The sequence below is a fragment of the Chloroflexaceae bacterium genome (genome assembly GCA_025057155.1).
Lineage (GTDB): Bacteria > Chloroflexota > Chloroflexia > Chloroflexales > Chloroflexaceae > JACAEO01.
Genome location: JANWYD010000019.1, coordinates 19,768 through 43,898, shown reverse-complemented (window position 1 = coordinate 43,898; position 24,131 = coordinate 19,768). Strand labels below are relative to the sequence as shown.

The following is a 24,131-nucleotide window of genomic DNA, read 5'->3' as shown; positions in this document are numbered from 1 at the left end:
GCCGTATCTGGCGTCCTGATCGGATCGGGGGCCAGTGCGCCTGCAGCGGCTTCAACCTCCATCACGCCGCTCCACAGCCGTTGCCACATTCATCAGGTATGTAACGCGCACTGCGTCGCCTGGCTGCGGGTCGGCGTAGATGCTCTCGGCCCCGATCCGCGCCTGGCGCGGTTGCGTCTCGCCAACGTGGGTGTAGACCAGATCGTAGAGGATCGTTCCGTGGATGCTGATGGGTTGAACGACGTTCAGAATTGCATCCTTTGTGCCGCTCACTATCATCGCAACCTCGTCAGTTCGTCATAACACCGCCCCGGGCAGGGGCGTGGGGAAACCCGGCTTCTCTATCAAAGGCTCGCCGGGGGGCCGGCTACCGCCAGCACGTAGCGTTCGATGGAGAGGTAGCGCCGGGCTACGTCAACGATCTGATCGGCGGTGATGGCCCCGATAATCGCCGGGTAGCGTTCAATAAAATCCAGCCCCAGCCCGAAGCGCTCAATCGCCAGCAACGCCGCGGCAATGCCATCGTTGGTTTCCAGGCTCAGCACCAGGCTGCCGGTGAGATAATCGCGCGCGTCGGCGACCTCCTGGGCGTCAGGGCCGTGCTCGACAAAGGTGGCCACTTCTTGCAGCAACGCCTCGATGGCTCGTTCCACATTGGCCGGATTGACCCCCGCTACCGCCGACCAGGGGCCGGCGCCCACGTCGGCATCGAGGTTGCTGTAGCAATAGTAGGCCATCCCCTGCTCTTCACGCACCTTTTCACCCAGCCGCCCCCCGATTCCCAGACGCCCGAGGATCATGTTGGCCATCATAGCCGCGTAGTAGTCCGGGTCAGTCCGGCGCAGGCCGTGCACGGCCCAGACGATGTCGGACTGGATCTTGCCGCTCATGGGCACGTCACGGCGCAGCACGGCCTCCAGCGGAGGAACCGGCGGGAGATCCAGGGCTGGCGGCGAACCCGCGGGCGGCCAGGCGCCCAGAGAGGACTCCAGAAGGGCGATAGTCGCCTCTGGCTCGACATCGCCCACAATCGCCACGGTGGCAGCGGCGGGATGATAGCGCTGGTGGAAGCGCACCAGGTCTTCGCGCGTCAGGGCCTGCACTGTCTCGAGCGTGCCGCTGGTGAGGCGGCTGTAGGGATGCTCGGAAGGATAGAGCAAGGCCCGCGCGGCGCGCCAGGCCTGCGTGCCGGTCTCCTGGTCGCTCTCGCGCAGGCTGGTGAGAACCTGGCCGCGCAACTTCTCAATTTCGCGGGGCGGAAAGGTTGGCCGGGCCAGCATGTCGGCGAGAATGGTCAGGATGAGCGGCAGATCCTCCGCCAGGGCCTTGCCGGCAAAGCCGCTGGTGTGCAGCCCGCCAGCGGCATTCACGCTGCAACCGCGCTCCTCGGTCTCGGTAACGATCTGCTGAAAGGTGCGCTCGCCGGCCCCGCGGATCAGGGCCGCGCCGGTAAAGGCGGCCAGGCCGCTCTGCGCCGCCGTCTCGTGCACCGCGCCGACCCGCACCTCGCCGCGCACGCTCACCGTCGGCGCGCTCGGATTACGGTAGATCAAGGCCACGAGGCCATTTGAGGCGACATAGCGCGTCGCCCCGGCAATGCCGCGCGCTTCAGTCGCCATCTTCCTGCTCCTCCGTTGGAATAAAGTGGCCCACCACCCGGCGTCGTTCGGTGAGATAGGTCCGGGCGACCCGCCGGACATCCTCAGGGGTCACTGCGGCCAGTTCCTCTGGCAACGTCTCGACGCGCCGGAAGCTGTCGAGCATCTCCCACATGCCAATCTGCAGGGCCTGGTCGGTGACGCTCTCGTTGTTGTAGGCGATCTGTGCTCGCACCTGCTTGAGCACTCTGGCCAGTTCCTCAGGCGTGACCCCGTCCCGCTGGATCTTCTCAATTTCGGCCAGCAGGGCCGCTTCGACGGCGGCGGCGTCGCGTCCCTCGCGCACGGTGGCGTTCAACTCAAAGAGAAACGGATCGCGAGTGGGGGCGTAGGAACTCCAGGCCGCCGCGGCCAGCTCGGTTTCCACCAGCGCCTTGTAGATCCGCGCGCTGCGGTTGGTCTGCGCGCCGCCGCCCATGAAGCTGAGGGGCCGCGCGCCGCTCAGCACCGCGTCGAGCACCGCCAGCGGCGCGAAGTCCGGGTTGCGGCAATCGGGGGCCAGGTAGGCGATCTGCACGTACTGGGCCGGCCCGGGCCTGCGGATGGTCACCCGGCGCTCGCCCTGCGGCTCCGGCTCCACCGCACGCACCGCAGGCAGCGCGGGACCGCGGGGCAGGGAGCCGAAATACTGCTCGACCTGCCGCAAGAGCGTGTCGGTGTCGAAGTCGCCCACCAGCACCAGCACGGCGTTGTTCGGGGCGTAGAAGGTGTGGTAGTAGGCAACCAACTCATCGCGGGTCATCGCCAGCAGGTCGCTCTTGTAGCCGATCACCGGGTGGTGGTAGGGATGCACAGTAAAGGCCATGGCCTTGACCGCCTCGTCGAGCCAGGTCTCGGGGTAATTGGCGTAGCCCTCCAGCTCGGAGATGATCACGGTGCGTTCGCTCTCCACCTCGGCGGGATCGAAGAGCGCATTGACCATGCGGTCGGACTCGATCCGCAGCCCCAGCTCGATGCGATCAGCGGGCAGGGTCTCGTAGTAAGCGGTGTAGTCAATCCAGGTGAAGCCATTGAAGACCCCGCCATTGCGGGCGATCAGCCGGTCCAGTTCGCCGCGCGGCATGCCGGGGGTGCCTTTGAAGAGCATGTGCTCGACCCAGTGGCTGATACCGGTCTCGCCGCTGGGCTCGTTGCGGCTGCCTACGCGGTACCAGATCCAGCTTGTGGCGACGGGGGCGCTGTGCACCTCCCTGGTGAGCACCAGGAGGCCGTTGGCGAGGGTATGAGCTTGGATGGGTGTGGACATGGGCGATCCTGAGTGTTCAAGTCCTCATCCTCCCCCAACTCCTCCCTCTCCACTGCAGGTGGAGAGGGAGGGGGTCGGGGAAGGGTGAGGAGCGCAGCCGCACGCGCACCTAGCGCGTATACGCCACCCCCGCCGCCGGGGCGCCGAGGCGCTGCCGGGCGAAACGGCGCACGAAGCGCACCACGGCGCGGGGGCGCTCGTACTGCGGCAGATGGCCGCAGCCCCGTAGCACCAGCACGTCGGCTCCCGGCAGATTGTCGCGGAAGAATTCGAACGAACCGACGGGCAAAAAGCGATCGCGCTCGCCCCAGATGAGACCGACCGGCAGGGTAATCCGGCGCAGCTCCTCGGCGGTGAAAAACTCATCCTCGCTGGCCGCGGCCACGAACTGCTGCACCGGGTCGCGCAGGAAGAGTGACTGGAAGGCGCGCTGGCTGAAGTAGAGCGGCAGCGGCACACGCCCGTACATCTGGCGGTAGATGCGCCGGACGGCACGCAGATCAGGCGCGGTCACCACATCAACAAAGGGTTGCCAGGAGGCGCGCCCGTTGAGCAGCGCCCCGCCGGGAGCCAGCAACACCAGGCCCCGTACCAGCTCAGGGTGCAACTGGGCGAGACGCAGGGCGATCCAGCCGCCCATCGAGTTGCCCGCCAGCAAGGCGGGCCGGCCAACCACCTCGCGCAGCAGCGCGGCCAGCACCTGGGTGTGCTCGGCAATCGTGGTGTAGCGCCGGCCCGGAGGGAAGCCGCTCAGCCCGAATCCCGGCAGGTCGAGGGCGTAGACCGGACCAATGCGGGCCATGCCCCGCATGGTGAAGGCCCAGGTCAGCGCGCTGTCGGCGATGCCGTGGACGAGCACTATCGGCAAATCCGGATCGCTGTTCCGTCGTCCTGGAACGTGGTACCAGTGCGTCCTGACGCCCGCGAGGCGGCGCTCAACGCTCACCGCGCCGGCTCGCAGCAGCATCTTGCGCCGCAGCCCCAGGACCAGCGGGATCAGCACCGGTGACAGCGGCCCGCCCAGGTCGAGTTGCCGTCGAAGCGCATGTTCGCTCATTCACGCCTCGTTTCCACCTGTCTGTCGGCTGCTTCACATCGAATGAGAAAAGGTCTTCTCGTAGGGAGCATTGCCCTTCCGGACCCTCCCCGCACGGTTGCGCCGCCCCACATCAAAATACGGCCACCTGGCTCACGCCTTCGGAGGGGGTGCAGACCAGCACGTGGGCCTCGCGGCCCAGACGCGCGCGGTAGCCGGCGACCAGTTCAGCGGCAAAGCCCTCGACGGCCGCTTCCTCCACCAGGCTCACCGTGCTGCCGCCGAAGCCGCCGCCGGTGAGGCGCGAGCCGTAGCAGCCGGGCAGGCGCCGGGCGAGCTCCACCAGCGCATCAAGCTCAGGAGTGCTTACCTCGTAATCATCGCGCAGGCTGGCGTGCGAAGCGTCCATCAGCGCCCCAAAGCGGCCAAGATCGCCCCGCTCCAGGGCTGCGGCGGCCGCCAGGGTGCGCTCGATCTCGCTCACCACGTGCCGGGCGCGCCGGATGATTGGCTGAGGCAAGAGATCGGCATTGGCTTCGAGTTGCGCGGGCGCGACGTCGCGCAGGGCGGAGATCTGCGGCAGGCGCGCACGCAGCAGTTGCACCGCCTGTTCGCAGGCAGCGCGGCGTTCATTATACTCCGAACCCATCAGCGTGTGACGCACGCCGCTGTCGCACACCACCACCCGCGCCTGCGGCGGGATAGGGATGGGCCGGTAGCTCAGGTCGCGGCAATCGAGGAGCAGGGCGTGCCCGGCGCTTCCCAGGGCGGCCATGAACTGGTCCATAATCCCGCACTGCATCCCGACGAAACTCCGCTCCGCCTCCTGCGCCAGCAAGGCCAGCTCCATAGCTGACAGATCAAGAGCATTGAGCAATTGCAGCGCATAGGCGACCGCCACCTCCAGCGCCGCCGACGACGAGAGACCGGCGCCGAGGGGCACCTGGCTGTCAATTGACAGGTCGGCTCCGCTCAGGGAAGGAGCGCAGGCCAGCATACCTTTCACCACCCCGCGCACATAGTTGCTCCAGGGCTGATCAGGGTTCCGCTCGACCTGGTCGAGAGAGAACTGATCCTCTGCGTCGAACTGCGCGCTGTAGACGCGGATGACGCGATCCGTGCGCGCTCGCGCCGCGACGAAGGTGGCACGATCAATGGCGATGGGCAGCACGAAGCCCTCGTTGTAATCGGTGTGCTCGCCAATCAGATTTACACGCCCCGGCGCCCGCACGAGCAGTGCCGGGGGGTCGCCAAAGTGCGTGGCGAAGGCATTGTACAACTGGCGAACATCGAGCATACCAGGCTCCACTGGCGCAGCGGGTAGGATGCGAGAAAACAGGCTTAGTGTACCACACTCCGTGGCAGGGGGATGGGGAAACCTGGTTTCCCCATTCCCGCCAACCAGCCCGAGCAACGCCCGCCCGGACGCAGGAGAACGGGGAAACCATACGCGTTCAGATTTACCGCAGAGCGCGCAGATGAACGTAGAGGGTCGACTTTTTGAAGCCCTCCGCGCCCTCTGCGGTGCGAACATGTTCGGCAGCTAAGAACACTATCCGTTCTCCTTCAGACCAGCACCCTGCCCTCGCCCTCGCGCCGGGTGATTTTGCGCTCGTCGAGATGCTCGAGGAAAGCCACGGCATACTTGCGACTAGTGCCGAAGCGATCACGCAGCATGGCGACGCTCACGCCGCCATCGGCGGCAGCGGCGCGCACCCAGGCCAGCAACTCGGCATAGGTCTCCGGCAGCAAAAAGACATCGGCGGCCAGACGCACGATGAGACCCCGTTCGAGGGTCCAGGCCAGCAATTCCTCGTCAAGCGCGGGCGCGGGCGGAGCGTAGGGCGCCCGGCGCATCGCCGCCAGTGCGGCCTCAATCGCTTCCAGTTGCTCAGGTGACGGCCGCGGGTCGTGGCCCGCCAGCCAGACGTGCGTCTCATTACAGGCCGCCAGGCCCCGCCGCGCGGCTTCGTCGAGCACCGCGCCCAGCGCCCGCGCCGGCAGGCGGAGCTTCTGGCGCGCCTCCTCGCGGGGCATGCCGCGCCGCAGGGGGTAACGGCGGTGATAGTCGCGCAGGGCCGGGAGCAGCCGCGCTTCCAGTTGCGCCCAGCCTGCGGCCGAAACCAGCCATCCGTCATCTACCGCGTCTGGCTGCTCCGGCGGCGCACCGAGCCAGAGCACCCGCCCCGCCGTGAGCAACGGGGCCAGGGAACGCCGGTCGAGCAGGCCGGTCTCGGCGCGCACCTCGGCCCAGGGGCGCGGCGGACCATCCCCCAGGGCCTGGAGCAGCAACTCCAGCGGATCGCCCCGCAGGCGCACCTCGAGGCCGGCGATCACTTCGGGGCGGAAGCGCCGGTGCCGCGGCGGGTGCGGATCAACCACGACGCCGCCGGCCACGGTGCGGCCAGGGGAGGCCACGCGCAGGACGGCGCGGTCGCCGCGCACCGCTACTACAGGGCGCTCCAGGCGTAGTTGCACCCAGCCGCTGCTCCCCGGCGCCAGCGCCTCGGCGTCGAGCAGCGTCAGGCGACATCGCACCTCAGCCGCGCCGAGGAACAGATCCAGGGCGGTGTTCTGCTCAAGCGGCGCCGGGGCGTCGCCCAGCACCCGCACGTGCATATCGAGCAGAGTGCTCGGGCGCAGAACGCCAGGCAACGCCAGCACATCGCCGCGGGCCACCTCGCGATGGTGCACCCCGGCCAGGTTCACCGCCAAACGCGCGCCCGGTAGCGCCGTCTCGCAACGCTGCTTGTGGATCTGCAAGCCCCGCACGCGAGCCGAACGCTCCGCCGGCAGGATCACCACCTCCTGGCCAACGCGCAACGGCCCATCGAGCAACGTGCCGGTCACCACCGTGCCAAAACCGCCGATGGTAAACGAGCGATCCACCGGCAGGCGCGGCGCGCCGGTCGCCGCCGCGCGCGAAGGGGTCGCGTCGAGCACCCGGTCAAGCGTCGCCACCAGCACGTCGAGGCCCTGACCAGTGCGCGCCGAGACGGCGACGATCGGCGCAGGCTCAAGGCTGGTATCCTTGAGCCGGGCGCGCACCTCCTCCTCGACCAGCGCCAGCCAGTCGGCATCCACCAGGTCGGCCTTGGTCAGCACGACCACCCCGTGACGCACCGCGAGCAGATCGAGGATGGCCAGATGCTCGACGGTCTGGGGCATCACCGCCTCGTCAGCGGCGACGACCAGCAACGCGGCGTCGAGGCCGCCGACGCCTGCCAGCATATTCTTGATGAACCGCTCGTGACCGGGCACATCAATCAGGCTTACGGCGCGCCCCGAGGGCAGTGTTAGCCAGGCGAAGCCAAGATCAATCGTCATCTCCCGGCGCTGCTCCTCCTCCCAGCGATCCGGATCGATCCCGGTCAGGGCCTTCACCAGGGTTGACTTCCCGTGGTCTACATGACCGGCGGTGCCAACGACGTACATACACGCCTCATTGCTGAACAGGAATAGGGAGAAACCGGGTTTCCCCCCTTCCCCTGCCTGACAGATGAGCGCCGGGCGCCCCGGCGCAGGTTGGAAGAGAGCGGGGAAACCGGGTTTCCCCGCGCCCCTGCCTGGAGGGACGGTTTTCCGTCACCTCTACATCTTGTCCAAACTGAAAAGCCCATGCTATCATACAGCCACAAATGCCAGGAGCACGTCATGACACGCCAGGACGGACGCCGGCCGAACCAGTTGCGTCCGGTCGAGATCATCCCCAACGCCGCGCCCTACGCCGAGGGATCAGCGCTGATTAGCTGCGGCAACACCAGGGTGCTGTGCGCCGCGAGCGTTGAAGAGAGCATTCCAGCCTGGCTGAAGGGGCAGGGGCGCGGCTGGGTGACCGCGGAATACGCCCTGCTGCCACGCGCCACCCTGACCCGCACCCGGCGCGAGCGCAGCGGCGCCAGCGGTCGCACCCAGGAGATCCAGCGGCTGATCGGGCGCTCCCTGCGCGCCGCCGTGGCGCTGGAGGAACTCGGCGAACGGCTGATCACTGTTGACTGCGATGTTCTCCAGGCCGATGGGGGCACCCGTACCGCAGCGATCACCGGAGGCTACGTCGCCCTGGCGCTGGCCTGCAGGCGCCTGGTTGCGGATGGGCTTCTAGCGCGCTCGCCGCTGGTCCGCGCCGTCGCAGCGGTGAGCGTGGGCAGCGTTGACGGCGAGTTGCTCCTCGATCTAGATTATACCGAGGATAGCCGCGCCGACATGGATTGCAACGTAGTCATGACCGACAGCGGCGAGTTTGTGGAAGTGCAGGGCACCGCCGAGGGAACGCCGGTCTCCCGACAGCTCCTCAATGCCCTGGTTGATCTTGCTACGGAGGGCATAGGCGAACTGCTGGCGATCCAGCGGCGCGTGCTGGCGCTGTAGCGCAATCTTCCGGATTGCGGGCGCGCCGGGGCAGTCGGATCTCCCCGCGCCCCGGCCTATCAAGGCCGCAGGAATGAGCGATGAACGAACCGCATAACCGCTCAGAAGCGCTGCGTCACCTCCAACTCGGCATGGCTCTGGAACGGGCCAACCGGATCAGCGAGGCCGTTGCTCATTATCGCCAGGCGATCGCCGCCGATCCGCTCCAACCCGAAGCCCACAACGCCCTCGGCTTCTACTACCAGCGGGCGGGGCTTTTCGCCAAGGCCGTTGAGGAGTTCCGCCTGGTGGCCAGTCTTGAGGGCAGCTTCCTGGCCTATTTCAACCTGGGTTATGTGCTGGTTGAGCTTGAACGCTACGACGAAGCCCTTGAGGCCTTCGAGCAGTGCCTCAAACTCGTCCCTGACGATCCGGCGGCCCACTTCGAACTGGCGCTGATCTACTTCGAGCGCAACGACTACGCCCGGGCGCTGGCACATCTCGACCTGCCATTGCAGAGTTACCCCCAGGACTGGGAGGTGCACAACCTGCACGGGCGCTGCCTGCTGGGCCTGCGCCGCTACGACGAGGCCACCGCCGCCTTCGGGCGCGCCCTCTTGCAGGCCAGTTCGCCAGCCGCAATGGCCGAGGTGGTTGACAACCTCAACAGCGTCGAGCGCCACCGCGAATTTCGCAGCCTGACCAACATTAAGGATCAGTTGTATGCCGAAGACGGCGTGATCTACCTTGGCTCAACTGGCGACGATGGGTTGCAACTCCGCGAGACCCAGGATTACCACTTTACCTATCCCAACATCGGCACCACCCTGCAACGCCTGATCGCCCTGGTCGCCAGCGCCAACTGGCGCTTCAGCGCCGTCCTTGCCGCCGATAGCCTCGCCCGGCCCCTGGCGGCGGCGCTGGCCGAATTGCTCCAGATCCCGCTCCGCAGCGCCGAAGAACTCACCGCCGATGACCGGGCCTTACTCGTCTTCGCCGTGGCTCGCGATGTTGAACCGCTCCTCCTCAGCGTCGAACGCCTGCCCTGTTCGGTCACCGCCTTCTGCCTGGGGCTTAACTGGACGCGCCATACCAGAGCGTTGCCCGATGTCGTGGGCATTGTCGCCCGCGGCGCATGCAGTGTGCCCTGGGAAGCGACGCTGCGCCGCCTGCGGGCCGAAGGCGCGCCGCAACCGGCGATCGCTGCCTGCGTTGCCGAAGCCGCCGCGGCGATCATCACTGCGGTGCGCGAAACGCCTCTCGATAACAATCTCCCTCGCCAGATCCGCTACTACACCCGCACGCACCGCCGCGTCAATATCAGCAGTCGCTGAGATTCGGGAAATCTGGTCTCACCACGCCCCCTCACTCCGTGCCCGCGCGAGTCCTCTAGCATACCCGCTACAGCCCCGAGGGGCGCGGGGAAACCAGGTTTCCCGATGCCCCCGCTCGTCTGGAAACAGATGGCGGAGCGACCTTTCCAGGTGCGCGCTCGGAAGCATAAGACCGCAAAATACACGTTTTCGTGTTACAATGAGCCGGCGCAGGCCCGAAATGCGTATGGTGAATCGGGTTGCCCCCATGCCGCAGCCCGTTCGGGAACAAACGGTAACGCAACCCTCCGGGTTGCGCGCGGGGTCCTCGCGAGAACATTGTAATGCCTTTGGTTAGCAGAGGTCGCCAATGATCCGTCTGGGATGCAGCGGGCAGTTAGTTGGTCAGCCCGACGCAACAGGGTCCCGATCAGGCTCAGCCACGCATCTCAGCCTGAGCCTCGCCCGCCTGGGCGACGCCCTTACGTATCTGGAACGTCTCGGCGTGCGCTATTACCGTTTCGGGCCGGCGCTCAATATACGTGAGGTCTACGCGCAACTCGGTGAGTGCGCGGCGCTGCTGGAAGCGCTGGCCGAGCGCGTTGTCGCGGCCGGGGTGCGCCTCTGCTGCCATCTGGCGCCGGGGCTCGACCTGGGCGTGGCCGACAACGTGGCAGCGGCGGAGGCGCTGGTGGAGGTGGAGGCGCATGCGGCGCTGCTCGCGGCCCTCGACGCGCGGCGGAGCCCCGGCCCGCCCGAAGGCATCGTGGTTGCCCATCTCAGCTCGGCGGCAGCCGACGAGCGGGCCGGCGCGCGCTTCGCGGCGCGCTACGCCGCCCTCTCGCCCCGGGCGCGCGCTCGCCTGGCGCTGGAACATGGCCACGCCGGGCCGAGCCTGGGACGCCTGCTGGAGGTGCACCAGCGTTGCGGCGTGCCGATCGTCTTCGATATGCTGCACTGGGAACTGCATAATCCCGAGGGGCTGGCGCTGCCTCTGGCCCTGGGCCTGGCCCTGGCCACCTGGCCAGGCGGTCTGCGGCCCGAGGTGCACCTCAGCAGCCAGCGGAGCGAGGCCCACGTCCTGCCGCCCCGCCCGCCCGCCCCCGCGCGCATCTTGCCGCCCCGCCCCGGCCAGCACGCCGATTTTGTCGCCATTGGCGACCTCGAACGCCTGCTGCGCGCCGCAGCCGGCCTGCCGCCGTTCGACCTGATGATCGAGGCCCGGGCCGGTGAACTGGCCTTGCTGCGTCTGCGCGCCGAAATCAGCCGCCACGCGCCCGCCCTGGCGGCGATGCTCGGCTAAGAGCCTCGCCGAGCATAAGCGGCTTATCCGATCGCTTTCTTGAAAGGCTGCGCCCTGCCAGACCCTCGCCTCAGGCAGAGCATGCGGCAACCGGGTTTCTTCACAGCCTTCCGAAAGTTTGACGCAAAGGCGCGAAGATGCAACGCGGCCACTGCGTCTGAGCAGTTGCGGTGATCGGCAAGCCTCGGTTCAGAGTATGCGAGAACTGCGGTAAAACGTATTCCTGAGAGGACCTGGCCCTCTCAGACCCTGCGTGCAAGGCCGCCATGCCTCGCCAGTGCGCGCGGAGCAAACGCACATCCCGGCGCGACGCTGCCGCAGCGTGTTATAATGGGCTGGTTTGTTACACGCACCGGAGCATCGCCTGTCTTCCAGTGAGGAACTCGCGTGAGCCAGTCTCGTTCCAGAAGCAAAACAACTTCTTCCCCGGCCAGTCCCGTGCCGGGCATCATCTCCGCGGCGGTCGTGCTGCTGATCCTCGGCCTCATCGCCGGGCTGCTCATCAGCCGGGCGCAGACGCCCGAAGCCGCCGCGCCCACCGCCGCCCCCGGCGCCGCGCCCACCGCTGCGCCCGCCGCTGCCGCGCCACTGCCGGGCGCCCTGCCTACCGCCACCACCTACACCTACAGCGCACCGCCGCCGATGACAATTGATCCCGCCCGGCGCTACACGGCGACGATCCTTACCCCGCGCGGCGAGATCGTGATCGAACTGCTGCCGGATATCGCCCCGCAGACGGTCAACAACTTCGTGTTCCTGGCGCGCAACAACTTCTACAACGGCCTCACCTGGCACCGTGTGCTGCCCGACTTTATGGCCCAGGGCGGCGACCCGCTCGGCGATGGCACCGGCGGCCCCGGCTACAGCATCCCCGCCGAGTTCACCGATAAACTGGCCTTCGACCGGCCGGGCATCGTCGCCATGGCCCGCTCCGCCGACCCCGATAGCGCCGGTTCGCAGTTTTTCATCACCACCGCCCCGGCGGAGTGGCTCAACGGGCAGTACACGATCTTTGGCCGGGTGATCGCCGGTCAGGAGATTGTGGACGGCATCCCCCTCCGCGACCCGGAGAACCCCGCCGATCGCGCCCGTCCTGGCGAGACCATCCTGGGGATTACCATTACCGAGTCGTAGCCTTCCCCGCGGCTCTATCCGGGACCAGCGCCCCGAGGCAACCCGCCGGGTTGCTCCGGCTCCCGTCGAGACGCGATCCTGTTGTGGTAATGGCCACGAGTGGGATGGAGGTACGGTTGTCCGCCTGATCGTCGTAGGGATAGACTGCCACTGACGTTACGGCAACATCGTGTCAGGAAAGGTCTATGGTGCATCCAACCCTGCGACGTTTCACGCTGACCTTGATCGCGCTGCTGGTCCTGGCGACGCCGCCCACGCTTCCCGCGCGCGCGGCACCGAAGATCGTCGGCGATGGCACGCCCGGCAGTTGCACCGAAGCAAGCCTGCGCGCGGCGCTGGCGGGCGGCGGCAGTGTTAGCTTCAACTGCGGGGGCGCGCCGGTGACCATTACGGTCAGCGCGCCCTTCGAGATCACCGCGCCCGAAACGACGATTGACGGGGGCGGCCTGATCACCCTGCGAGGCCAGAATAGCCGGATCATCGCCCATCGCACCACCGGCGCGCAGGGGAGCAGCGTGCTGACGCTGCGGAACCTCACGATCACCGGCGGGCGGGCCGGCGGCGCCAATGACGCCGCCAACGGCGGCGCCGTCGCCAGCGTCTTCGGCGCCGCCAATCCGGCCTTCAAACCAGCCCTTGTCGTCGAAAATGTCACCTTCGAGGATAATGACTCCACGGTCACCAGCCTGACGCGCGGCGACGCCTACGACTATGGTGGCGGGGCGATCTACTCCCAGGGCGGCTCGGTGACGGTGCGGAACTGCCGCTTCATCGGCAATGACGCCAACAATGGCGCGGGCGGAGCGATCCACGTGCTCCAGAGCGGTCTGGTCATCGAGGACAGCGAATTCCGCAACAACAGCGCCATCGGCGCGCGGCCGCAGGACAGCCTGGGCGGCGCGATCTACATTGACGGTCTGGGCGGCGAGAACGGCCTGTTCCGGGTTGCGCGAAGTATCTTCGCCAGCAATCACGCCTACAACTCGGGCGGCGCGATCTACGTGAACATGTACGAGAACAGCAGCCGGACCGAAGTGCTGGACAGCGCGTTTGTCGAAAACGCGGTGATCGGCGGCGAGCGCGCCCAGGGCGGGGCCATCGGCGGCGGCGGCTCGAGTCTCGGCGGCGCGACGGGCAACCCCGCCATTGTGATCGAGCGCAGCCTCTTCAGCGCCAACAGCGTCCGGCGCACGCCCGGAGCGGGCGGCAATCCCAACGAAGACGGTTCGGGCGGGGCGCTGGCCTTTCCCCAACGGGCGCGGCTGCGGATCGTCAACAGCACCTTTGAGGGCAACCGGGCCGCCGGCGCGGGCTTCAACGCCAACGGCGGCGCGCTCTACGTGGTGAACCACAGCGACCCCTTCGAGATCGTCAACAGCACCTTCGCCAACAACACCGCCGGCTGGGTCGGCGGGGCCATCAGCAATAGCCAGATCAACGGCCAGCCCGGCGGGCGGGTGCGCAACACGCTCTTCGTCAACAACACCGCCGACAACGGCCCCAACGACTGGAACATCCAGCAGCACTGCTCCTCGGAACTGGCCCACGACGGCCGCAGCCTGCAATTCCCCCCGCGCCTGACCGGAGGCAATTTCTTCAACGACGTCACCTGCTTCCAGGGCAAAAGCGCGCCCGGTCAGACTGGCGACCCCCAGTTCCGTAATCCGCAATTGCAGGCCCTGGCCGACAATGGCGGCCCAACGCGCACCATGGCCATCACCGCCGCCAGCCCGGCCTTCAACGCCGGGGCCGATTGCCCGCCGACTGACCAGCGCGGCGTCGCCCGCCCGCAGGGAGCAGCCTGCGACCTGGGGGCCTTTGAGGCGGTGCTGGCCCTGTCGGTGGCGCCGGGGCTGATCGGTGTGAACGCCGCCAATCCAACGCTCAACGTGCTGGGCGATGGCTTCAGCCCCGGCAGCGTCGTGCAGATTAACGGCGCCGACCGCCCGACGACCTTCATCAGCGCCCTGGAGCTTCGCGTCGCGCTCGCGCCCGCCGACGTGGCCGCCCCCGGCACGCTCCGCGTCAGCGTGCGCGGCCCCGGCGAGAACCTGGGCAGCGCCGAGGTGCGCGTGGCGGAAGAAGTGCGGCGCGTCCATCTGCCGCTGGTGCGGCGCTGATTCGTCTCGTGCTATAATACGCAGAGCATGTTCACGCGATCAAGGGGCGGGGTCAAACCCCCACCAGGCGGGGCGCGGGGAAACCGGGTTTCCCCGCCTCTCTCGAACCGGTTCCGTTTACGAAAGCAACGCTTATCCGAGGGCTTCGCCCCTCCTAACCTGTATGGCCTGGCTCTGAAAGGAGGTGAGCACCATGTCAGACCCTGACCTTAGCGGCCTTCGCGCCCGGATGTTGCCATTTTGTTCGACCTATGGCCTGCCAGCCGTGCTCATCTCCCAGGGAGCAGATCCGTATGAGCGACCCGAAATCTGAGAAAACGCACATCGAGCGCTACGATCCTGCCGCAATCGAAAAGAAATGGCAGGATCGCTGGGCCGCCGATGAATTGTACAGGACCGGCCCCCCCGATAGCCGCCCCAAGTACTACGTGCTGGACTTCTATCCCTACCCCTCCGGCGAGGGCTTGAGCGTCGGCCACTGCCGCAACTACATCCCCACCGATGTGGTGGCCCGCTACTACCGCATGCGCGGCTACAACGTGCTCCATCCCATGGGATGGGACGCCTTCGGCCTGCCCACCGAAAACCAGGCGATCAAGACGAAGACCAACCCGGCTGTGTTGACCCGGCGCTACGCCGCCAACTACAAGCGCCAGATGAACCTGATCGGGGTCAGCTACGATTGGAGCCGCGAAATCACGTCCTCCGAGCCGGATTACTATCATTGGACGCAGTGGATCTTCCTGCGCCTCTACGACCACTGGTACGACCGGCGGGTGGATCGGGCGCGGCCTATTGCTGAACTGGAAGCGGAACTGGCGGTCAGCGGCACCAGTCGCCTCGACCTGCCCCTGTCGGAGCCGCAGATCAGCGCCGACGAGTGGAACGCTTACACGCCCCTGCAGCGCCAGGAGTTCCTGCGACGCTTCCGCCTGGCCTATCGCGGCGAAGCCACCGTCAACTGGGACCCGGTGGATAAGACGGTGATCGCCAACGAAGAGGTCGGCCCCGATGGGCGAGCCTGGCGCAGCGGCGCCCTGGTAGAGCGGAAGGTCCTCAAGCAGTGGTTCTTCCGCATCACCGCCTACGCCGACCGGCTGGATCGCGATCTGGATCTGGTGGACTGGCCCCCGCAGATCGTCACCATGCAGCGCAACTGGATCGGGCGCTCGCGGGGCGCCGAGGTGGTCTTTCACACCGAGCAGGGCGACCCGATCGTGGTCTTTACCACTCGCCCCGATACGCTCTGGGGAGCGACCTTTATGGTGCTGGCGCCAGAGCATCCCCTGGTGCAGAAGGTGACCACCGGCGAGCAGCAGGCGGCGGTGGCGGCCTATGTGGAGCAGACCCGGGCGCAGAGCGGCGCGGTCGCCCCGGTTGAAGAGAAGGAGAAAACGGGCGTCTTCACCGGCGGATATGCTATTAACCCCGTCAATGGCGCGCGCATTCCGATCTGGATCGCCGACTATGTGCTGATGGGCTACGGCACCGGCGCAATTATGGCCGTGCCCGCCCATGATGAGCGCGATTTCGCCTTCGCCCTCAAGTACGGGTTGCCGATCATCCCGGTGATCAACCGCCCCGATGACGTCGCCCGCTCGGTGCTGCGCGCCGGAACCTACCGCCCCGAACTGCGCGAGGCCCTGCGGGCGGCCGGCTACGCCTTCAGCGAGGAGGCCGGCGAGCTGGTCGTGGAACTGCGCGGCGCCCTGGCGAACGCCTACGCCGACCTGGTGCGCCCCTACCTGGTCGAGGGATGGACCGAAGTGGCCGGTTCGGGCTGGCTGGCGATCTTCCCCGACGCGGTCATCCCCTTCGACAGCGTCGAGGCCGATGCGCGTATCGCCAGCCGCATCCGCACCGCGCTGCGGGTGGACGCCATTCCCACCTACATGGCCTACCTGGTGACGGTGCCCGCCTATCGCGAGATCGTCTACCACGACGAGTATGGCCCGCCCATTCACTCCGGGCCGATCAATGGCGTGCCCGGCGCCGAGGCGGTTGAGCGCGCGATCGCCTACCTGGAAGAACACGGGCTGGGCAAAGGGCGCATGAACTACAAGATGCGCGACTGGCTGATCAGCCGCCAGCGCTACTGGGGTACGCCCATCCCCATCATTCACGCCGAAGACGGCATGGAAGTGATGCTGTCCGATGATGAGTTGCCGCTGACCCTGCCCGGCGTGGAGAGCTATGAGCCGACCGCCACCGGCGAGTCGCCCCTGGCCAAGATTGACGAGTGGGTCAACGTCACCCTGCCCGACGGGCGCAAGGGCCGCCGCGAGACCGATACGATGGGCACCTTCGCCTGCTCCTCGTGGTACTTCCTGCGCTTCGCCGATCCGCACAATGACCGCGAACTGGCCGCCAGGGAACTGCTGGATTACTGGCTGCCGGTAGATATGTACGTCGGCGGCGCCGAACACGCGGTGATGCACTTGCTCTATGCCCGCTTCTGGACCAAGTTCCTCCATGATTACGGCCTGTTGAACTTCGTGGAGCCGTTCAAGAGCCTGCGCAACCAGGGGCTGATCCTCGCGCCGCCACGGGAGGTGAACGGGCAGATCGTCATCGAGAAGATGTCGAAGTCAAAGAACAATGTGATCACTCCTGACGAGGTGGTCGCAAAGCACGGCGCCGATGCCCTGCGCGGCTATGAGTGCTTCATCTCCGACTTCGAAGCCTCGGTGCCCTGGAGCACCGATGGCGTGCCCGGCGTGCGCCGCTGGCTCGACCGGGTGTGGCGCATCGTGCTCGCCCCGGAGGAGGAGCGCAACTCCGAGGCGACCTTTAGCGAACGGCAACTGCGCCGCGTCACCCATCAGTCAATCATCCGCGTCTCGCACGACATCGAGGGCTTCAAGTTCAACACCATGGTCGCGGCCCTGATGGAGTTCACCAATGCCCTCTACAAGGCGCGCGACGCCGGTCTGGTCGGCACGCCCGCCTGGAGCGAGGCCATCGAGACATTGATCCTGCTGATGGCCCCGGTAGCGCCGCATATCGCCGAGGAGCTGTGGGCGCGGATCGGACGCCCGTACAGCGTGCACCAGCAGCGCTGGCCGGTCGCCGATCCGGCCCTGGCCGCTGAGGACGAGGTGGAGATCGTCGTGCAGGTCAACGGCAAGGTGCGCGATAAACTGGTCGCCTCCGTGGATACCAGCGAGGAGCGCCTGCGTGAAATGGCCCTGGCCAGCGAACGGGTGCAGGCTTACGTGAATGGAAAACCCATTCGCAACGTGATCGTTGTGCCGGGCAAACTGGTTAACATCGTGGTTGGCTGAGGCGACCATCGCCGGTTGGAGCAGGGTGGAGGAACCGGATTTCTCCACCCTCGTCCCGGCTGGAAGGGCGGCGCTCTTCTCATCAATCTCCAGCCGCGCGATCAGCCGCTCTGCCGCGCGCCTCATACACCGCCCTGAGCGTGTATGATCTGACAGGAATGGCAACGACGTTCTCCAGGTCATCGCTCAGGACCCACTGGCATGCCTATCGCTACACAGCGCCTCATCTGGGCCTATGGCTGCGTGCTGGTCGGGGCGCTGCTGCTCGCGCTGCGACGCCTGCTGCTGCCGAATTACTTTGAACTTGAGGGTCTCCCCCTGGCGATTGCCATTCCGTCGGCGCTCTACTCGTGCTACAGCAAGCCCGCCCTGAGCACCTGTGGCGACGGGGTGATTTTCGCCCTGACGGCCCTCGGCGTGGTGATCGCCAGCGGCTGGGGCAGCCTGGGGCGCAGTATCTTTGCAGTGATTCTCGTTATTCTCCCCCTGTGCTTCTACTTCCTCTTCGCTGCCGCCGGCCTGGCTGTACCGATGCTTCTGCTCATCCCCGTAGCGATTGAACTGGGCGATCGGTGGCTCTTCGTCGAACGCTGACGGGCGTCTGGCAACGTAGGAAAACAAGGTTTCCCCCACGTCCCCGCCCGTCGGCGGCTCAGGCGACCCGACGCCAGTGGAAAGAACGTGGGGAAACCAGGTTTCCCCACATCCCCGCCTGTCGGCGGCTCAGACGACCCAACCCCGGAGGGGAGCGATGGGAGGGAAATCCCGGGTTGTCCCCACACCCCCGCCCGCCAGGCGCGATTGCACAGCGGTTACACCTGGGTATAGCAGAGCATATATACTACAGTCTGTCGCACTCTGGCGCCGCCTCGCGCTGCCCGGTGGTGGCAGCGCCATAGTTCAAATCCTGTACGTATGGCACAAATGTTCTCCACGATGAGCAACTCGGAGCCGCGCGTCGCTCCCCTCCCCAACCACGTCTCCTTCCACACCTCGCGCCCCGACCGGTTCGCCGAACTCACCGCGCACCTGCTGCGCGCGCCCCTGGCCCTCCTGATCCTGCCCGAAACCTATGGACAGTGGAGTTGCCCTTCGCTGGCGCTTCCGCCCGATGCGGTGAACCGCGCCCTGGCCGCCTGTGTCTATGCCTCTCAGGAGCAGCAACCTCTGGTGGTTAGCAATCTCACCGGCGATCCTCGCTTCTTCGCCAGCCCGCTGCTCCGGGCGCCCCTCAGCATGCGTTTTTTGAGCCTGTGGCCGGTGCGTGATTGCCATGCGCATCCCGTGGGAACGATCTGTGTGCTTGATCGCCGGTCACGCCGTCTTGACGAGCGGGAACGCGGCGTTCTCGATAGCCTGGCCGGATACGCTGCCAACGAGTTCCTCTCTCAGCAACTCTGGGCGAGTGAGGAGCTTTGCTGTCACTTCGCCGCTGAGGTCCACGATGGCGTCGGCCAGATGTTGCATAGCCTCTACCAGCAGTTGCATTCCCTTGAACAGAGCCGGCGCTTCGGCGGGCCGCACCACCGCGCGACCCTGCGCCGTCTGGTCAGGCTGGCTCGGCAGGCGGTGGGTGAGACGCGCAGGTTGATCGAGAGCCTGCGACCGGCAACCCTGGAGACGCTGGGGTTGGCGGGCGCCTTGCATCTACTGGCGGATACCCTGCGCCAGGACGGCTGGACTATCATGCTGGAGGAGCGGCTTGGCCCTGAGCGCCTGGCCCCGGCAGTGGAACTGGCGCTTTTCCGCGTGGCCAACGAGGCACTGACGAACGCGGCGAAGCACACCGGCGAACGCCGTGCAGCCCTGACGCTCGCCCGGATTGGCGACACCGTGCGTCTGGAGGTGCGCGACTGGGGGCCGGGCTTTGATCCTGCGCACGTTGCCACGATCACACATCTGGGAGAAAAGCTGGGTCTACGGCTGATGCGTGAGCGGCTGGCCATGCTCGGCGGCGACCTGCGCGTGGAGAGCGGTCCCGGCGCCGGCACGCTGGTGGTGGCGCGCGTTCCCGCGCCTCCCGTGCCACAGCGCGCGGAGGCGGGAGAGGCGAGCGAGGTTCCGACGATGCCTTCACAGGAACTCCCCTGATATGAACCGACACAGGCCTGGTGCAACGTCCGCCTCCGGCGAGAAGGCCGGGGCGGCGCAACCCCCAGAACCGGCGAACCACCTGGGATCTGGGACCTGCTCCCAGGACGTTGCATCAGCCCTGTGAACCGACAAAAGTCGCTTGTCTCGCGGCCCTGCGAGCGTTATAATTACGATAAGCGGCAACAAAGCGTTCGTGGGATGGCATAGCCATTCCGGACCGCCCGCCGACGGGCCAGAGCACAAGGAGGCAACCATCGAAGAGCTGCGCACCCAGGACGGCAAGCGCCTGTATCCAACCGCAGCGCCACGCATTCGCGCGCTGCTGGTCGGCGCCGAGGTGGCCAGTTTCCACAGCCCCTGGAGCGCCGAGGACTCGCTGCGTGAACTCGCCATGCTGGCTGAAACCGCCGGCATTGAAGTGGTCGGCCAGATCTACCAGCGGCTGGATCAGCCCTATCCCAAGTTCTTCATCGGCCCCGGCAAAGTCAAAGAGGTTGCGGCTCTGCGCGAGCAACTCGGCGCCGGGCTGGTGATCTTCGATGATGAGCTGAGCCCTTCCCAGATCCGCAACCTCGAAGAGGTGCTCCAGGTGGGGGTGCTCGACCGGACGGCTCTCATCCTCGATATCTTCGCCCAGCACGCGCAGACGCACGAGGGGCGCCTGCAGGTCGAACTGGCCCAGTACCAGTATCTGCTCCCGCGCCTGCGGCGCCAGTGGACGCACCTGGAGCGGCAGGCAGGCACGGGCGGCGGCACCTCGGCAGGCGGCGTGGTTGGTCTGCGCGGCCCCGGTGAAACTCAGTTGGAAATTGACCGCCGGCTGATTGACCGGCGCATCGCCTGGCTCAAGGCCCAACTGGCCGATGTGCATCGCCATCGCGAGCTGTACCGCAAGCGTCGGCGCCAGAGCGGTATTCCCGTGGTGGCCCTGGTGGGTTACACCAACGCCGGTAAGAGCACCCTGCTTAACGCCCTCGCCGGCGCCAGTGTGTACACCGCGAACCAGCTCTTCGCCACCCTCGACCCGACGACGCGCCAGATTACCCTGCCAGGCGGCCAGGAGATCCTGCTGACCGATACGGTCGGTTTCATCCAGAAATTGCCCACCCAGCTCATCGCCGCCTTTCGCGCCACTCTGGAGGAGATCGACGAGGCCGATCTGCTGCTCCACGTGGTGGATCTCACCCATCCTAACGCCCAGGAACACGCCCAGACCGTTGAGGCGACCCTGCGCGAGCTTGGCGTGGCCGATCGCCCGATGCTGACCGTGCTCAACAAAGTTGATCTGATGGAGGGGCTGAAGGCCGCCGACGTTGCCGACCTGGTGGCGGAGATGGGGCTGCCGAGCGATTTTGTCGCCGTGTCGGCGCTGAAGGGCTGGGGGCTTGACGCGCTGCGAGCACGCATCGAGACGGTTCTGGGAGAGGCAATGGTCACCCTCGATGTGCGCATCCCCTACCAGCGCAATGATCTGGTGTCGCTCTGGCACCGGCGCGGCGTAGTGGAACGCGAGGAGTACGACAACGCCGGCACCCATATTCTCGGGCGCATCCCCCGCGAACTGGCGCGCGAGTTTATGCCCTATGAGAATCGACCGAGGGTAGCCCGGCGTTAAATCCAAGCTACACACCGGCGGGATAGCGTTCACCTCTACCGACCAGGTATTCACCGCAGAGAGCGCGGAGTGACGTCGAGGGTTACAACAGGTTCATCCTCTGCGCGCTCTGCGGTAACATTGAATGGGCGCCTTCACGGCAGATAGGCCGCCACCATCCACTGAAAACCCTCCAGGGTCGTATCGCCGGAGATGCGCAGGCGTGGCAGAGTGAAGGGGTCGCTCTGCGGGCCATCCTGGATGGTCGTCGTCGCCGAAGTATAGCCCGCCTCGCGGGTGACAGCCACCACCGTATCGTTGAAGCGCCCCCCCGGGTAGCAAAAACTAAGCACCGGCTGGCCGATTTCGGCGGCGATCACCGCGCCCGACTGCCCGACCTGCGCCCGAATTTCCTCCAGCCCCAACCCGGTCAGGTCGGGGTGCGAGATGCTGTGCGCTCCGATCTCCATCCCCGCATCGCGCAGGGCGCGGATCTCTCCCCAGTTCATATAGCCCGGCTGTCCGACAAAACCGCTCACGATATAGAAGGTGGCCACGAAGCCGTGGCGCCGCAGGATGGGCAGCGCCGCGGTGAAGGCGTCGGCGTAGCCATCGTCAAAGGTGAGCGCCACTGCCCGCAGGGGACAGGGGCCTGCGCCGCGCATGCAGGCCGCCAGCGCGTCCATCCGCACCGTCTCGTAGCCCGCGGCCTTGAGCCAGCCGAGCTGCGCGTCGAGCTGCTCGGGCGTCACCGAGAGACTGAAGCCCAGGGGATCGGCGGCGCGATCCACGTGGCGCACGTAGTGGTACATCAGGATGGGCACGTAGGGGCGCTCTCCGGGCAGGGCGGGGGTGAAGCCACGCAGCGCAACGGGAACAAGGGTTGGCAGGGGCGCCGAGGGGGGCGGGGCAAGCGGCTCGCGCGTGCCGCCGGCAAGGCGGAACCCTTCAACGCCGCCTACCGCCCCCGCCGGGGCAATGCGCCGGTCTGGCGTGCGCTGAGAGATCAGCACCAGCGCCGCGGCGAGGATCAGGCCCAGTATCACCGGCAGGAACAGTTTCATGGTGATGGGAGATTCTTGTGTGTGACTTCACGAGAAAAAAAGGTGTTTTTCACAGGAGAGCCTCGCCTTTACCCTCCCATTCGGCGCTGGAGAGGGAAACCTCGGTTGGCCCGCGCCCCTGCCGCCCGGAATGCTTGCGAACACATGTTTTAGACGCCCGCTACAATCATACCATACTATCAAACGGGATTGGCTATTATCCGACGTAAGTTTCCTGGCGTTTCCGCCTGCCTCCCGGCCTTCCCCCGTTGGAGGGATGAGCCAGACGCCCTCCCCCGGCGGGGGAGGGGTGGGGAGGGGGTGGGGGTTTAGCGAAAGACTTACTTTACAGACTACTAATCAATCCGCCACGGCCAGCCCGAGGGCCTCGCGCGCTTCGGCGGCCACAAAGAGCGAGCCGGTGACACAGATCAGGTCGCGGGGGCCGGCAAGGCCGCGCGCCATGTCAAGGGCCGCGGGCAGATCGGGGGCCAGCAGGAGGGGGCCGCGCAGGTGCGCGCGCACTTCGGCGGCGATGCGGTCAATGTCCATGGCCCGATTGTGGCGCGAGCGGGTGATCACTACCGCGGCGGCGGGCGGCGCCAGGGCGGCGGCGATGGCCGCGATGTCCTTGTCGCGCGAGGTTCCGAGGACGACGATAAGCTGATCGTGGGGTATCTCAGCCTGGATGGCGGCAACGAGTTTCTGGGCCGAGTCGCCGTTGTGCGCGCCGTCAATCAACACCGGCGGCGCTCCCGGCACGAGTTCGAAGCGCCCGGGCCAGTTCACGCCGGCCAGTCCCTCGGCAAGGGCGGCGTCAGGCAAGGGTAGCCCGCGGTCGCGCAGCAGCAGGGCCGCGCCCAGGGCCAGACGGGCGTTCTCAACCTGGAACGCGCCGCGCAGGGCCGTCACCGGCGGCATGGGATAGGGGCGCAGCGCCGGGCCATGCCCGTGTGCGCGCGCGAGACCCTCCGGCCCGGCGATGAACAGGTCGGCGCCGACACGCCGCGCCTCTTCGGCCACCACAGCGGCGGCCTCAGGCTGCTGGGGCGCGCTAACGGCGGGCGCGCCGGGCTTAAGAATGCCGGCCTTGTTCCAGGCGATCTCGCGCAGCGTGCGCCCAAGGATGGCCATGTGGTCGTAGCTGATTGAACTGATCACCGACACCAGCGGGGTAAGCACATTGACACTATCGAAGCGTCCGCCCAGGCCGATCTCCATCACCGCCAGATCGACCTGGCGAGCGGCGAAGTAGCGCAGCGCCAGCAGCAGGCCGACATCGAAGACGCTCGGCCGGCCAAGGGGAGCGGGGTCGAAGGCGTCAAGCACGGGGCGGGTCAGGTTCGTCAGGGCGATCACCTCGTCCTGATCGATCAGCACGCGATTGACCTGAATTCGCTCGCGATAGGAGCTGAGGTGCGGCGAGGTGAAGAGGCCGACGCGCATCCCCGCGGCGCGGGCGACGGCCTCGATCATCGCCGCGGTGCTGCCCTTGCCCTTGGTGCCCGCCACCACCACCGCGCGCAGGCCGTGCTGGGGGTCGCCGGCGGCCGCCAGCAGCCGGCGCATGCGCTCCAGGTTGAGCGCCGCGGCTTCAGGATCAGGCGCCGCCTTGCGCACCGGATCGACGAAGCTATAGATGTAATCGAGGGCGTCCTGATAGGTGCGAATGGCGACCATGCAAGCCTCTTTGGTATGCGATGGCTCGCATCATACCATGCCAATGGCGTTGCGCCACCGAGACAGGGCCGATGCAACGTCGCCAGGGTTGATCTAGGTGGCAACCTTGCGATTGAAACTTCGCGTGAAATGCGACTCCTACTCAAAGATGCCAAGAATGTCCCAGCGGTCCTTCCACTGTTCAAGTCTGCTCTCATCAATAGAGTGATGCGTTGAATCTGGATTTCCGGGACCTATGCCGCCGTGTTTGTTCAGATATGCCTGGTGTGTCCTGTAGAT

General features: G+C 66.7%; 18 protein-coding genes. 10 read left to right on the top strand and 8 right to left on the bottom strand.

What is annotated here, in order from left to right; all coding sequences use genetic code 11:
• Positions 1-51: 51 nt before the first annotated feature.
• The 6 genes from NZU74_16270 to selB all read right to left on the bottom strand — a co-directional run bounded on the left by NZU74_16270 (position 52) and on the right by selB (position 7,375).
• Positions 52-279, bottom strand: a complete 228-nt coding sequence (locus NZU74_16270) for a hypothetical protein (GenBank protein ID MCS6882890.1) — start codon at positions 277-279, stop codon at positions 52-54.
• A gap of 65 nt (positions 280-344) precedes the next feature.
• Complete coding sequence (locus tag NZU74_16265; GenBank protein MCS6882889.1) at positions 345-1,619, bottom strand: insulinase family protein; 1,275 nt, start codon at positions 1,617-1,619, stop codon at positions 345-347.
• Positions 1,609-2,904, bottom strand: coding sequence for an insulinase family protein (locus NZU74_16260; protein MCS6882888.1), 1,296 nt, complete (start codon positions 2,902-2,904; stop codon positions 1,609-1,611). Before NZU74_16260 ends, NZU74_16265 begins: the two co-directional genes overlap by 11 nt.
• Before the next feature lie 109 nt (positions 2,905-3,013).
• A complete protein-coding gene (locus tag NZU74_16255) occupies positions 3,014-3,961 on the bottom strand; it encodes an alpha/beta fold hydrolase (GenBank protein ID MCS6882887.1) in 948 nt (315 codons plus the stop codon).
• Positions 3,962-4,073: 112 nt separating this feature from the next.
• A complete protein-coding gene (galK, locus tag NZU74_16250; protein MCS6882886.1) occupies positions 4,074-5,237 on the bottom strand; it encodes a galactokinase in 1,164 nt (387 codons plus the stop codon).
• Positions 5,238-5,506: 269 nt separating this feature from the next.
• Entirely contained in the window at positions 5,507-7,375 is a 1,869-nt protein-coding gene (gene selB / locus NZU74_16245; GenBank protein ID MCS6882885.1) for a selenocysteine-specific translation elongation factor, read from the bottom strand.
• Between the two features lie 219 nt (positions 7,376-7,594).
• Between selB and rph the strand changes: the two genes are divergently transcribed.
• The 10 genes from rph (at position 7,595) to hflX (ending at position 21,150) form a co-directional block, all read left to right on the top strand.
• Complete coding sequence (gene rph, locus NZU74_16240) at positions 7,595-8,308, top strand: ribonuclease PH (GenBank protein MCS6882884.1); 714 nt, start codon at positions 7,595-7,597, stop codon at positions 8,306-8,308.
• A gap of 80 nt (positions 8,309-8,388) precedes the next feature.
• A complete protein-coding gene (locus tag NZU74_16235; GenBank protein MCS6882883.1) occupies positions 8,389-9,621 on the top strand; it encodes a tetratricopeptide repeat protein in 1,233 nt (410 codons plus the stop codon).
• 349 nt (positions 9,622-9,970) lie between these two features.
• Complete coding sequence (locus tag NZU74_16230) at positions 9,971-10,903, top strand: UV damage endonuclease UvsE (GenBank protein ID MCS6882882.1); 933 nt, start codon at positions 9,971-9,973, stop codon at positions 10,901-10,903.
• 387 nt (positions 10,904-11,290) lie between these two features.
• A complete protein-coding gene (locus tag NZU74_16225; GenBank protein ID MCS6882881.1) occupies positions 11,291-12,037 on the top strand; it encodes a peptidylprolyl isomerase in 747 nt (248 codons plus the stop codon).
• Between the two features lie 185 nt (positions 12,038-12,222).
• Complete coding sequence (locus NZU74_16220; protein ID MCS6882880.1) at positions 12,223-14,157, top strand: hypothetical protein; 1,935 nt, start codon at positions 12,223-12,225, stop codon at positions 14,155-14,157.
• A gap of 193 nt (positions 14,158-14,350) precedes the next feature.
• Positions 14,351-14,470, top strand: a complete 120-nt coding sequence (locus tag NZU74_16215; GenBank protein ID MCS6882879.1) for a TADA1 family protein — start codon at positions 14,351-14,353, stop codon at positions 14,468-14,470.
• A complete protein-coding gene (locus NZU74_16210) occupies positions 14,451-17,441 on the top strand; it encodes a leucine--tRNA ligase (protein MCS6882878.1) in 2,991 nt (996 codons plus the stop codon). The genes NZU74_16215 and NZU74_16210 overlap by 20 nt, the downstream gene beginning before the upstream one ends.
• A gap of 201 nt (positions 17,442-17,642) precedes the next feature.
• On the top strand, positions 17,643-18,035 hold the full coding sequence (locus NZU74_16205; protein ID MCS6882877.1) for a hypothetical protein: 393 nt from the start codon (positions 17,643-17,645) through the stop codon (positions 18,033-18,035).
• 342 nt (positions 18,036-18,377) lie between these two features.
• The gene (locus NZU74_16200; protein ID MCS6882876.1) at positions 18,378-19,532 is read left to right on the top strand and encodes a GAF domain-containing sensor histidine kinase; all 1,155 of its coding nucleotides are present in this window, start codon (positions 18,378-18,380) and stop codon (positions 19,530-19,532) included.
• A 196-nt stretch (positions 19,533-19,728) separates the two neighbouring features.
• Positions 19,729-21,150, top strand: coding sequence for a GTPase HflX (gene hflX, locus NZU74_16195; protein MCS6882875.1), 1,422 nt, complete (start codon positions 19,729-19,731; stop codon positions 21,148-21,150).
• Positions 21,151-21,284: 134 nt separating this feature from the next.
• Here the strand turns inward: hflX and NZU74_16190 are convergent, their stop codons facing one another.
• Together NZU74_16190 and NZU74_16185 are read right to left on the bottom strand one after the other, a co-directional pair.
• On the bottom strand, positions 21,285-22,193 hold the full coding sequence (locus NZU74_16190) for a polysaccharide deacetylase family protein (protein MCS6882874.1): 909 nt from the start codon (positions 22,191-22,193) through the stop codon (positions 21,285-21,287).
• A gap of 339 nt (positions 22,194-22,532) precedes the next feature.
• Positions 22,533-23,852 (bottom strand): bifunctional folylpolyglutamate synthase/dihydrofolate synthase, encoded by a 1,320-nt coding sequence (locus tag NZU74_16185; protein MCS6882873.1) that lies wholly within the window; start codon positions 23,850-23,852, stop codon positions 22,533-22,535.
• Between the last annotated feature and the right edge of the window lie 279 nt (positions 23,853-24,131).